Below are 12,495 nucleotides of genomic sequence, written 5' to 3' on the forward strand. Positions count from 1 at the left end.
TCCGACCGACCGGCGCTATTTTTTGAAAACCACGTCGTTCTCGGCGACAAATGTCTCCAGAGTTTTGAAGAAGTTGAGAATATCATCCGTGTCATTGGTGGCATTGATCGTGACCAAGCGGATGAACGTGTCGTCTCTGAAGGACCCGTAACCGACAAGCAGCTCTGAATGTTCATAGAGCGCGGTGCAAAGTTCTGTGGCGAGGATGCCTTTGTAATTGAAACAAATGGCGACTGTGTCGTCCACACTGTAATCCGAATAGTCAGGATGGCGTCGGACATAGTCGCGGGCCGTGTCGGCGAGTTCAAACTGCTTATTGACGATAGCGGCCAAGCCGTTCGTGCCGACACTCTTCCAAAGCACCCAGAGTTTTAGCGCATCGTTTCTACGGCCGCATTGAATGGATGTTTTGCCCGGATTAAATCCGTCATGGTCTGTTTGATATAGGTAGCTTGCGTCGTTGGAAAACGAGTTGTGGAGGTTCTTCTTGTCCTTCACCACAATCAAGGAGCAGCTCAGCGGTGTGCCGAGCATTTTATGCGCGTTGATCGTGAAAGAATCGACGTTTTCAACGCCGTCAATAAGATGCCTGTATTGGTCACTGAACAGAACAGACCCGCCATAGGCCCCATCAACATGGAGCCAGATATTGAATTCTTTGGCGATGGCCGACGCTTCGACGAGATTATCAAAAGCGCCCAGTACGGTCGTGCCGGCGGTGCAATTGATCAGGATCGGATGGAATCCGTTCGCGACATCCTCTTGAATAGTTTTTCTTAAAACCTCAGGGTCCATACGGCCTTGATCATCGGTCGCGATCATCCTCACATTATCCCGGCCAATGCCTGAAAAAGCGGCATTCTTGGGCGTGCTGTAATGACTTTCTATCGACGTATAGACGGTCATTTTTTGCTGAACGCCTTCAAAGCGTATGTTTTGATTAAAGGCATCGCGGGCCATCAGCATACCCATGAAGTTGGTCATAGACCCGCCGGGCGCCAACGTGCCGTCTGCGTCCTCGCCCCAGCCAATTATATCGCACACTTGGCGTAAGAGGGTTTTCTCTACGGCAATCTGAGGGCCCGCCGCTTTGTATGTCGCCATACTGTTGTTGAGAATAACAGAGAGCAAGTCGCCGAGGATGGCTTTATCTTGACGCCCGCCAAACAGTTGATTGAAAAACCCTGTCGTCGCCGTACGAGGGGACGTGAAGATGAGGTCTTTCAGAGCGGCTTCTAACTCAGTGGTGCTTATGCCGTCTTTTTGTAATTTGAGATCAAGACGCTCATATACGGTGGCGGAAGGGATGTGCTCCGCAACCGGATTTTTGGCCTCATCCGCTAAAAGTTCACGGACCAGCCGATCAAAAACTTCTAGTGTTTGTTCCATGATCTCAAATTCCAATTTGTAAACGTCGCAATAGAATGAGGCACGCCCAGAGGCCCCTTATGGGCCTGTCCGTCCTACCAATTAATACGGGGGCTTTTAGAGAGGGCGGCAAGCCTGCTTTAGCCAAGCGGCGATTTCGCCATCCAACTCAGGACCGATCTCTTTTTGAACGCGGGCGTGATATTCATCGACATAGTCACGTTCAGCGCGGGTCAGCATGTCCGTGTCGATTAGCGCCCGGCAGAAAGGTGCCAGCGTGAGCGTATGGAAGCCGTGCATTGGACGTTCGCCACCGGAGATATCTTCGGCTTGCGTGACATATTGCAAATTTTCGATCCGGATACCGTATTCACCCGCTTTATAATAACCGGGCTCGTTTGAAACAATCATGCCCGTTTCTAGGGCGACGTTGTTGGGCGTCTTCGAAATCCGTTGTGGTCCTTCATGGACGCCAAGGAATGCACCAACACCGTGACCTGTGCCGTGATCATAGTCTAATCCGGCTTGCCAGAGGGGGTAGCGCGCGATGGCGTCGAGATTTGACCCCGTGGTGCCGGAGGGGAAACGGATCGTGGCTAGCGCGATATGGCCTTGTAGCACGAGTGTGTAACGCTCACACATTTCCTGTGTCGCTTTGCCGATCGGAACCGTGCGCGTAACATCGGTCGTGCCGTCAACATATTGGCCGCCACTATCGACCAAATAAAGCGTTCCCGGCGCAAGGGGCAGGGTGGTCGCCGTATTGACGCGGTAATGACAATGCGCGCCATTGGACCCGGCCCCGGAGATGGTCTCAAATGAGAGGTCTTTCAGCAAGCCCGTATCATGGCGGAACGTTTCCAACTTCACGGCCGCATCAATCTCGTCAAACTGTCCCGATTGAGCCTCTGTGTCGAGCCAGTGGAGGAAGCGGATTAAAGGCACAGCATCCCGGCGATGCGCCGTTTCTGAGCCGCGCAATTCAGCGCTTGATTTAATGGCTTTGGGCAGCGCGACCGGGTCCTCTTGAGCGAGGACGGTTGCGCCAGCGTCTTTAAGGGATTGGGAATGCCAAGCTGAACTTGTGGTGGGATCGACAATAAGTGTTTTACCCGACCAGTTAGATAGGTCCGCGGCTAACGCGTCTTCCGAAGTAACGCTGACTTCATTGCCAAGATGCGAGCGAACATCACCAGACAGCTTATCTGGGTCCACATAGAGCGACACGAGGCCGGCCTTGTCAATGATCGCATTGGCCAACATCAACGGTGTACAGCGCACATCAGACCCGCGCAGGTTAAGCAACCACGCAATTGATGCGGGTGCCGTCAACATGGCCGCGTCTGCGCCCGCATGGGCGATGGCTTGGCCAATTTCTGCGCGCTTTTGCGCGTGATTTTTACCGGATAACATATCGGGTTGAATAGCGACTGGGCCCTTGGGGGCCGCAGGCCGGTTTGTCCAAGCAGTATCAATTGGGTTTACCTCTAGCGCGACTAATGTTGCACCAGCGCCCTCGGCAGCGTTGCGGAGCGCAGAGACGGCTTTGGGCGGATGCAGACGCGGATCATATCCGATCGTCTCGCCTTTGCGGAGATTGGCACGAAGCCATGCGGTAATACCGTCTTCCAGTCGCGCAAACCCAAACAGATCGCCATCAACTTGCTGACGCACTTGCAACGTATAGCGGCCATCCGTGAACATTGACGCACGGTCGTTAAGAACAATGGCGGCCCCTGCGGATCCGGTGAACCCTGTGGCCCACATCAGCCGCTCATTATAGTCGGGCAAATATTCGTTATTATATTCGTCTTCATGCGGGATCAGCAGGCCGTCGAGCTTAAGGCGTTTCAGTTCGGCGCGTAAGAGCGGGACATTGTCCCGTCCCATCTTTGGCCCTCCGACAACGTCAAAATTTTGTATCATGTCTATCGTGATTTTACCCATGCCCAACATCTAGGCGCTTTGGACCGGAAGGGAAAGCGGTCCACCTGAGTTTCGCTGGCATTCGATATTTTGGGCAAAAAATGATCTATTTATTTGATGTTTTCTCTAAACGGGACAACAACATTAACGCGAGCCTAACAAGGATGTGAATTGCTACCCGTTTTTGCATAGCTAAGTTGGTGCACTGTAGGTTCAATTGGGTCAGGGGCAAACCTACATACAAGTCACTCAAAAAAGGGTGACGACAATCAGGTCGCACCGCAAAGACAGAAGAAAAATAACATGTCCTATCAATTCAATGCCAGCACCTTGCGCCCGCAAAGCAAGGTCAAAGTCGGCGGCGAAATCGCTACGGTTAGTCTCCTGACCCGTCGCACTATCCGTCAGAACCGTCGGGCTCAACGCGCGCTCTAAGGTTTATCCGTATTTCGCTTTTAATAGCTCGGACCCCGTGTCCGGGCTTTTTTTTATGTCGAAATCTCACAAGTGTTCATAAATGCATGATATATGTCATAATCATGTGAGTATGAATGAATCTATCTTTCTGACATAGAGATTTCAGTCAGACAGCGGATAATTCCGCGACTTAGAAAGAGAGATAAAATGGCTTATCAACCGGATACAAAGCGGCTCATTGAGACTGCCGTGCCGATGAAAACGGCTGAACCCCTTACGAAACTTTTGTCACGCAGGTCGCAACGGCGGTCCCGCCGCATCATTCGGGGTGTTTAGTCTCGCGATGCTAAGAGTGACGTCCAGCCATCCAGGCTGGGCTTCAGCGCCACGCTGAGGCCTTCGGCTCGAAAGGCGTCGGCAACCCATTCGGCTTGCGCATCTAAAATGCCTGATAAAATTGCAAACCCTTTTGGATTCATAGCCTGCGCAATATCACCCGCCAGCCCCCGCAAAGGGCCCGCCAAAATATTCGCGATAATGAGATCAAACGTCTTTCCCTTCAGGGCCGGCGTATCAAACCCGTCGGCTGTGACGGACCGAAACTGAACGCCGTTGATGGCGGCGTTCACGTCTGCGACTTCGGTTGCGACAGGATCAATATCGGTCGCGAGAATATCCGCGTCGGGGAACAGCATTGCCGCTGCAATCGCAAGAATGCCGGCCCCTGTGCCAAGATCCAATATTGTCGCAGGGTGTAGGCCTCGTTTTTCTTGTTCATCTAACATCAACAAGCAGCCCGTCGTTGTGCCGTGATGGCCTGTGCCAAAGGCTTGGCCAGCATCGAGCAGAACAGGAAAAACCGCGTCATCTGGCGGTGTGTCGTGGCTGCCATGAACGAAAAACCGTCCGGCCTTTATGGGGGGAAGCCCTGATTGGCTCAATCCAACCCAGTCTTCATCCGGTAATTGCGCGACTGTGCTTTCAACGTGGGTGGGCATTTCGGATTGAGCCGCTTTTGCTGTGGCTTCGGCCTCATAAAGCGCTTGAACGCTGACCGCCGTTTCGCCCTCATCAAAGATCGATATGGCGAGGGCTTCTTTCATCTCATCGAAACCGAGTTGTTCGGCGAGATCATAGCCAATGTCACGCGGAGCGCGCACAGTTAGAGCAAAGGGCTGTGTCATGGTCTTGGGCTCCGGTTCACGTCGCACGTCTTAAGTCGCGCCTTAGACCCGTCCGCACCGCAAATAATGAAATCCATAATCTCGGGTTGGCGGACATGGCCATTATGCGCGAAAGCCGGGTCGACGAAACTGTTAACAAACGGGATTATTGGTTCGGCAAATTCGACCCGCATGTCGATGACATTAAAGCCGAGCCGGTCAACGAGCTTGCGCCGGTCCAGCGTTTCGAGACCTGAATCTGCCGCTTTAAAAGCTGGATCAATTTTACTGTTCTTATAAAGCTGTTCGTAAAACGGAACGAGTTCATAGGTCAGAAAATCATTGATTTCGGAGAAGGCAATCAAGGTGGGTCTATCTTTTGGCGCATAATCTGACGGCTTGAATGCTACGCTATCTGACAAATCAGAGAGGCTAAGCAGCGGAATTTGATTGGCCAGCATGAAGACCTGCGTCTGGCGGATCATGGCATCATGCACAGTCTCGCGGCTATCCGTCATCGCGTCTCGAACCACGTCAAGCGCGATCTTGGACCCGAGCGATTCCGCGACGAAAGCAAACGGATCACCATTCATTTTCATTTGCTCGGCTGCAGCACAAATTTCTTGATAATCAACTTCGTGGCCGATGGTTTCAAATGACAGCCCATTCGCTTCGAGAGCCGCCGCACACATGGCCCCGCGAATAGCATTGCGAATTTCCAGACCCGCAGGGCCGAGATACATGATCGCATCAGAGAAACCGTAATTGACGAATTTGTCTTTAAGGTTGCGGTTTAAGGGTCGCCGTAGTCCAGAGAAATCAAGCGAGTCGCCTTGGCTATCATCTTGTCCGACATGAGCATTTTGCAGGCTCTCCCACATCGTTTCATCCCAGAATATCCGGTAAATAACATAGCTGAGGTCATCGCGAACAGGGAGGGTTTGACGGTCCATACAGACAAGGCGATCCAGTTGCAGTTGTCGGCCGGGGATCGCCGTCCGGTAGCGTTTGATCTCAGGAGATTTTATATAGACATGATTGCGAAGCGACAGATCGTTCTTTTTTCTATCCCGACCGCAGAGTGCGCTGACCACTTTTTTTTCGACATCTAAGCCGTAAGCGTCTGCGACCCCGGTGATGAACGCATTCGCGAGAGGTTTCTCATTCGGGTTTTCGACCCATCCAATACCGTGTAAAAAAATAATATTGACCCGGCGTTTATCTGTGTGGGGCGCCCTGTCAGCCATCGCCTCTAGCCCATCAAAGGCGGCGACGCCCGGGACCTCTGACGCGAGTGAATTGACCTGCAAAAGCGAAAAGTTGACGCTGGCGCAGCCGGATAACATCCATGCAAGAGCCAGAGTGAACAGCGGTTTCGTGCTCACACCTCAGACGCCCGTTGGACAAAACCGTCCAGCACCATTTTCTCGCCCGCCTTTTCGAATTCCACTGTCAATTTTGTTCCATCAGCCGCTTTCACAGCGCCGTAGCCGAATTTATTGTGAAAGACACGTTCGCCAACCGCGTAATTCGATGTCTTGCCTTTGGCCGGACGACGAACGGCATGGCCTTCAATGTCTTTTGGCGCGCGACCAAAGTTATTGTCTTTATTGTTTTTATAGCGTTGCCAACCGGGCGAGGTCCGCCCAGAATCTTGCGCAGCCGTAAAGCTCCGACCAAAACTTTCTTGCAAGCGGCTCGTAATCAAAGAGGGATTATATTGATTGGCCTCGCTCTCCACATCGACATGTTGGATCGGCAGTTCGTCAATAAAGCGCGATGGCAGGCTACTTTGCCAGCTCCCGTAGAGCTGTCGATTGGCAGCAAAGTAGATTTTTGCCATTTCGCGCGCGCGCGTAATACCGACATAGGCAAGGCGGCGTTCTTCTTCTAATCCGGCCATACCGCTTTCATCGAGTGAGCGTTGACTCGGAAATGTGCCTTCTTCCCAGCCGGGCAGGAAAACGAGCGGAAACTCCAGCCCTTTGGCGCTATGTAGCGTCATCAGGCTAATCTCGTCCTCTTGCGGCCCTGTTTCAACATCCATCACAAGGCTGACATGTTCCATGTAGGCGTCGAGCGTGTCGAACTCGCCCATGGCATTGATGAGTTCTTTTAGGTTATCCAACCGGCCTTGCGATTTGGCATCCTTATTATCGCGCCACATTTGTGTGTAGCCGGATTGATCCAGAATGCGTTCGGCCATTTCGGTGTGTTTTGCGTCTTCCGCCTCTTTACGCCAGCGATCGATATCAAGCAGGAACGCGCGCAGTGCGGAGCGCGCTTTACCGCGTACTTCATCGGTCCGGACAATGGTCCGTGTGGCGGCCTCGATCGACACATTCATCGCGCGGGCCGCCTCTTGTAATTTGCGTACGGAGGTTGCGCCGATGCCACGCTTGGGCGTGTTGACGATGCGTTCGAACGCCAGATCGTCTGTGTCTGACCGTAACACGCGCAAGTAAGCATGCGCATCGCGGATTTCCAACCGTTCAAAGAAACGGGGTCCGCCAATGACCCGGTAAGGTAGGCCGAGCTGGATGAACCGTTCTTCAAAGTTCCGCATTTGCCGCGAGGCGCGTACAAGGATTGCGACGTCATTGTAGGACCGTCCCTTGGACTTCCAATTCTCAATATCGCCGCTGATGATGCGTGCTTCCGCTGGACCGTCCCAAACCCCGGTTACAGCGACTTTGTTGCCGCCCATATCCTCGGTCCAGAGCGTCTTGCCGAGCCGATCTTTATTGGCTGCGATAAGTCCAGAAGCAGCGCCGAGAATATGTTCCGTGGAGCGGTAATTGCGTTCGAGGCGGATAACTTTTGCGCCCGGAAAATCTTGATCAAAGCGCAAGATATTATCCACTTCCGCCCCGCGCCACCCATAAATGGATTGATCATCGTCGCCGACACAACAGACATTATGGGCGCCTGTACCGCCTGTATTTTGCGCCAGCAAACGCAGCCACAAATACTGCGCGACGTTCGTATCCTGATACTCGTCGACCAGCAGATAACGGAACTTATTGTGATATTTCGCCAGCACGTCCGGATGTTTTTGGAAGATCGTAATGTTGTGCAGTAGCAGGTCGCCGAAATCAGCGGCGTTCAGAACCTTCAATCGGTTCTGATAGGTGGTGTAAATTTGCACCCCTTTGCCTTCGGCGAAAGCGAAGCCGTCATTGGCGGTGAGCTTGTCAGGGGTCAGCCCCTTATTCTTCCATCCATCAATGAGGCTGGCCATATAGCGGGCGGTCCAGCGCTTATCGTCAATGCCGGCGGCTTGGATGACTTGCTTGAGCAAACGGATTTGGTCGTCCGTATCCAAAATCGTGAAACTGCTCTTTAATCCGACCAGTTCCGCATGAATGCGAAGGATTTTCGCAGCGATGGAGTGGAATGTGCCAAGCCACGGCATCCCTTCGACCTGTTCCCCCATCAGTTTCGCAACCCGTTCGCGCATTTCTCGCGCGGCCTTATTGGTAAAGGTGACGGAGAGGATTTGGCTGGGGTAGGCGAGGCGGCTGCGGATAATATGCGCCAGCCGTGTTGTTAGAACCCGTGTCTTGCCAGTGCCTGCACCCGCTAGCACCAATAGCGGGCCTTCTGTCGTCAAGACGGCGTCCCGTTGTTCAGGGTTCAGGCCGTCGAGATAATCCGCTTCGGACACGGCGGTCCGGGTCGGCATCGCGCGCGATGAAATCGACCCGGCTGTCGATGGCGGGGGCGGGGCAGGTTGGAACGAATCGGACGAAGGCATGATAGACAGAACATAGGGACAACACCGGGTCGTGGCGAGGGGAGAGACTGCGGTGCGGCAATCCCTCGGCTGGCTTGTGTTAAACCCATCTCGCGTTAAGATCAGGCCATGAAATATATTGCTCCGCTTGCTCTTTTTATCAGCCTTGCCAGCGTCGATTGGGCTTATGCCCAAGCCCAAGACGAAATTATCGTGACAGGGTCAAGAATATCCATTCAGGATGAAATTCCAGGTCGGTTCTTGACCGTTCCGGGCGATAATCTTCTGCTCGAAGTTGAAATTGAAAGTGACGCGCGAGCCCAATCCGAGCGGTTGACCGAAATCATGGATACAATTGGGCTGTTTCAAGCAGCCGCCATGAAATCATCCGGCATTAGCCTCTCTTTCGTGGATGAGGGTAGCATCGTGCGTTCGCTATCGCCGAGTGTCTATGAAGCCGCGATTGGGAATGGCTACCGTCCCGATACGAGTGTTGCCACGATCCAAGTGAAAACAGCTATTCCGAAGAATGTCAGTGATACGTTTGCCATCTCCACGAAACTTTCGAAATTTGTCGAAACAATTCCAGAGCGGGGTCGGGTCACAATTTCCGAGAGTGGGTCAGTTGTGATCTCTGTCGTCGATCCGCAGCAATACCGCCCGGCTGTGATCCGTGAGGCGTTGGATGAAGTGAACGCTATTCAAGCGCAATTAGGCGAGGGTTACCGCGTCATTTTGAGTGATATTGACGAACCGATGGGCAGTTTTCGGGCGGGCGACCTCAGCCTCGGGTTTTTCATTCCGTATGACTATGTCATTGTTCCGGACACGCTGACGGCGCTCACGCTGGACCATTATGATGATTGAGGTTTTATCCACCGCCGACGCCCTAGGGTTCCGCCAATGTTAGGCACGCTCTACAATTCTGATATCCTCACCCTGTCATCGACGCTCAAAAATGAAGCCTTGGATGCGCCGGATGGCACGGCGCGCAAAGTCAGTAAGCTGTGTGGGTCGTGGGTGGAGATTGATGTGAAGATGGAGGGAGCGCGCGTGCAAGACGCGGCGCTTCGTGTGCAGGCCTGCGCGCTTGGCCAAGCAAGCGCCGCGATCCTCAAAGAACAGCTCATCGGAGCGAGCTTGGACGATTTAGTCGCAGCACGAGACGGATTGCGGGTGATGTTGAAAGAGAATGGCGCCCCACCGACGGGACGGTTCTCGCGCCTCGCCATTCTTGAAGGGGTCAGAGCCTATCCCGCGCGTCATCAAAGCACGATGTTGGCGTTTGTGGCGGCGGTCGAGGCGGTTGAGAGAGCGTTGGAGGCCAGTTGATGAAGTATTCAGCCGTATGTTTTGGCGGATTCTATGGGCTGTTACTTGTGGCGTGCGCAACAGAAGCTGCTCCTGACACCCGACATACCGTTCATTATGGTGAAACGTGGCATCTTCACGCTGATGCCAGCGAGCTTATTGAATCTCGTGAGGCTTTCTTGAATAACCGAATGGATATTCACGTGAAGTTTCCAGATGGATCAACCCGTGTAGTGCCCGGCTATCTATCCAAATCTGAAGATCATGACGGGTTAGCGTTTCATGCCAACCTCGTAATTGATCAATTGGGCGACTACGAAATCGAAATTGCTCGATGTTCAGGGGAGAAGATCGCGATCAGATCAACGCCATGCGAGGATGTGACTGTTGTCAATCGGGTTCGTTGGACGGCGAAAGATCGCGATCGAAGAGATTTTCCTCCAATTTCCGCCCTGACGCAGGGCGAGTTTCGCTATCTAATGCAAGATGGAACACCGTTCCTCAAAACGGGCGCAGGTTCTCCCGAAAATATCCTCGCCTATGCCGACTTCGATGGCACTTACGATTCTGGCGGCGCGACATTCCCGGCATTGGGTGAGGATCAGCTACATAAATTTGAACCTCATTTGAAAGATGCCCGCGCCGATGACCCAACGTGGGATGATGGCAAAGGCGCGGCGTTGCTTGGCCTGTTCAACTATTACGAAGAGGTCGGGGTCAATTCGCAATATCTGGTTGGGATGAATATTCATGGCGACGGGGGGGATGTCTCGCCTTGGGTAGTGCATGATGATCCCTATGTCTTCGATGTCTCGAAGCTCGCGCAGTGGCAGGCCGTGTTTGAGCACGCTAACAAGCGCGGTGTCGCGATCCACTTCTTTTTCACTGAAACAGAGAATGAAAGTTTTTTTGAAACGCATGACGGGATGACGATTGGCGAGGGTTTCGCACCGTCTCGTAAGCTCTATTACCGTGAAATGGTCGCGCGCTTTGGCCACCTTCCGATGATCATTTGGAACTTGGGCGAAGAAAATGGCGTCATCGGCAATTCTGGTGAAGATCCCTACCGCCAACCCACGTCTCCGAAGCAGCGCGGTGAATTTGCCGATTATATCGCCACGTTAGACACGCGCGGCCATCCCATTGTCGCGCATAATTGGCCGGACGCTGAGGCGGCCCTGTATAGCGAACTGCTCGGCCGCCCCAGTTTTTCGGGTATCAGCCTGCAAGCGCATGACAATTACTTCGACAAGATCGTGGAGTGGACGGAAAAATCCGCAGCGGCAGGGCGGCCTTGGATGGTCAGTGTAGACGAACCGCTCGGCTGGGAGTTTGGCGCGCGTCCCGATGCCGAGGTCGAGCGTCGTAATGAAATTCTCACCGTGCTGTGGCCGGCCTTTTTAGCGGGAGGAGCGGGCGTGGAATGGTATTTTGGCTGGCAGAATAATGCGCCGACATCCGATCTATCAAATGAGGATCAACGCAGCCGCGATGCGCTCTGGAGAGCGAGCACTCAGGTGCGTCAATTCTTCGAAACGCTTCCGCTGACTGAGATGTCTGCGCGCCGGGATGGCGACATGATGGTGTTTGAGGGCGGTGGGCATCGGTTGGAAATGGTCGGAGAGACGGTCACCTATACGGCCCCCAACGACACGCCGAGGGCACTGGACACCTTCAATCCGATATGACCTTCTCAAAATAGCTATAGTGTGTTATAATATACTATAACTTGTGGGGTGACATGAGACGATCTATTCGAAGAGCCGATGATGATGCCGGCGTCGATATGACACCGATGCTGGATCTCGTTTTTATATTGCTAATTTTCTTTATCGTTTCCGCTGTCTTTCTCGATGAGAGCGGAATCGCCTTCGCAGAAACGCCAGACACAAACGCGTCTCCCTCACCACTCCCGACGATCCTCGTGCATTTAGATACGGTGGACGCAGCCTTTATCGAGGGTGAACGGGTCAGCCTACCGTCGATCCCGGCGCGCATTCAGGCGTTGCGGGCCCATGCACCGGATGCGGTCGTGTCGGTTCAGGCACAGGCCAAGACGAGTGTCTCGGCGGTTGTGTTCGTCAAAGATAGAATGGACGCGGCCCAAATCCCGGTCACGATCAAAATTGAGCCATAGCCTGTGTGAGAGTTACGAGCCCGTGTGCGCGGTTCCTCAGCTGGGCCGCTAAAATTTGGACAGCCACTGGGCCTGATTGTGGCTCCCGATCCTCCTGATTTCGCCCTCTTCGTCAGAGCCCTCAAGCACCCCGATCAAATTTTGAATGTAGGATTGGGAACCATCTCGGATGTTTGGCCGTTTATTTTACGAGAGCAATATTGCTCACTCATCAGGGAGAAAACAATGTTACGCTGGGCCATTATATTTTTCGTTATCGCAATTGTCGCCGCCGTCCTCGGTTTCGGTGGTATCGCCGGAGCCGCGTCCGGGATCGCCACACTCTTATTCTATGTCTTTATCATCCTCTTCGTGATCGGCCTGATCATGCATTTGGTTCGTAAAGCTTAGCCAAGCGTACGTCGCGACATATAGAAAAGCCCGGACAAATGTCCGGG

General features: G+C 53.3%; 11 protein-coding genes. 6 read left to right on the forward strand and 5 right to left on the reverse strand.

Annotated features, from left to right (window positions below; translation table 11 throughout):
* Positions 1 to 15: 15 nt before the first annotated feature.
* Both IE105_RS01285 and IE105_RS01290 read right to left on the reverse strand, forming a co-directional pair.
* Complete coding sequence (locus IE105_RS01285; protein WP_189494552.1) at positions 16 to 1,389, reverse strand: pyridoxal phosphate-dependent decarboxylase family protein; 1,374 nt, start codon at positions 1,387 to 1,389, stop codon at positions 16 to 18.
* Positions 1,390 to 1,485: 96 nt separating this feature from the next.
* A complete protein-coding gene (locus IE105_RS01290; protein WP_189494554.1) occupies positions 1,486 to 3,294 on the reverse strand; it encodes an aminopeptidase P family protein in 1,809 nt (602 codons plus the stop codon).
* 303 nt (positions 3,295 to 3,597) lie between these two features.
* Between IE105_RS01290 and IE105_RS15480 the strand changes: the two genes are divergently transcribed.
* Positions 3,598 to 3,729, forward strand: a complete 132-nt coding sequence (locus IE105_RS15480; RefSeq protein WP_267904644.1) for a hypothetical protein — start codon at positions 3,598 to 3,600, stop codon at positions 3,727 to 3,729.
* A gap of 314 nt (positions 3,730 to 4,043) precedes the next feature.
* Here the strand turns inward: IE105_RS15480 and IE105_RS01295 are convergent, their stop codons facing one another.
* Genes IE105_RS01295 through IE105_RS01305 form a run of 3 tightly spaced genes read right to left on the reverse strand, consistent with a single transcriptional unit; the run spans position 4,044 to position 8,631 of the window.
* Positions 4,044 to 4,895 (reverse strand): 50S ribosomal protein L11 methyltransferase, encoded by an 852-nt coding sequence (locus IE105_RS01295; protein WP_189494556.1) that lies wholly within the window; start codon positions 4,893 to 4,895, stop codon positions 4,044 to 4,046.
* On the reverse strand, positions 4,892 to 6,259 hold the full coding sequence (locus IE105_RS01300; RefSeq protein WP_189494558.1) for a hypothetical protein: 1,368 nt from the start codon (positions 6,257 to 6,259) through the stop codon (positions 4,892 to 4,894). The genes IE105_RS01295 and IE105_RS01300 overlap by 4 nt, the downstream gene beginning before the upstream one ends.
* Positions 6,256 to 8,631: an ATP-dependent helicase gene (locus IE105_RS01305; RefSeq protein WP_189494559.1), complete on the reverse strand. Its 2,376-nt coding sequence runs from the start codon at positions 8,629 to 8,631 to the stop codon at positions 6,256 to 6,258. Before IE105_RS01305 ends, IE105_RS01300 begins: the two co-directional genes overlap by 4 nt.
* A gap of 108 nt (positions 8,632 to 8,739) precedes the next feature.
* Here IE105_RS01305 and IE105_RS01310 point away from each other — a divergent pair, with 108 nt between their 5' ends.
* The 5 genes from IE105_RS01310 to IE105_RS01330 all read left to right on the forward strand — a co-directional run bounded on the left by IE105_RS01310 (position 8,740) and on the right by IE105_RS01330 (position 12,448).
* Positions 8,740 to 9,477, forward strand: a complete 738-nt coding sequence (locus IE105_RS01310) for a hypothetical protein (RefSeq protein WP_189494562.1) — start codon at positions 8,740 to 8,742, stop codon at positions 9,475 to 9,477.
* Positions 9,478 to 9,513: 36 nt separating this feature from the next.
* Complete coding sequence (locus IE105_RS01315; protein WP_189494565.1) at positions 9,514 to 9,942, forward strand: iron-sulfur cluster assembly scaffold protein; 429 nt, start codon at positions 9,514 to 9,516, stop codon at positions 9,940 to 9,942.
* Positions 9,943 to 10,124: 182 nt separating this feature from the next.
* A complete protein-coding gene (locus tag IE105_RS01320) occupies positions 10,125 to 11,609 on the forward strand; it encodes a glycoside hydrolase family protein (RefSeq protein ID WP_189494568.1) in 1,485 nt (494 codons plus the stop codon).
* Between the two features lie 53 nt (positions 11,610 to 11,662).
* Positions 11,663 to 12,058 (forward strand): ExbD/TolR family protein, encoded by a 396-nt coding sequence (locus IE105_RS01325; protein WP_189494571.1) that lies wholly within the window; start codon positions 11,663 to 11,665, stop codon positions 12,056 to 12,058.
* Between the two features lie 225 nt (positions 12,059 to 12,283).
* Positions 12,284 to 12,448 carry a DUF1328 domain-containing protein gene (locus tag IE105_RS01330; RefSeq protein WP_189494978.1) on the forward strand — a complete coding sequence of 55 codons (165 nt, stop codon included), beginning with the start codon at positions 12,284 to 12,286 and terminating at the stop codon, positions 12,446 to 12,448.
* Positions 12,449 to 12,495 lie beyond the last annotated feature (47 nt).

It is taken from the genome of Algimonas arctica, assembly GCF_014652695.1.
Taxonomy (GTDB): domain Bacteria; phylum Pseudomonadota; class Alphaproteobacteria; order Caulobacterales; family Maricaulaceae; genus Litorimonas; species Litorimonas arctica.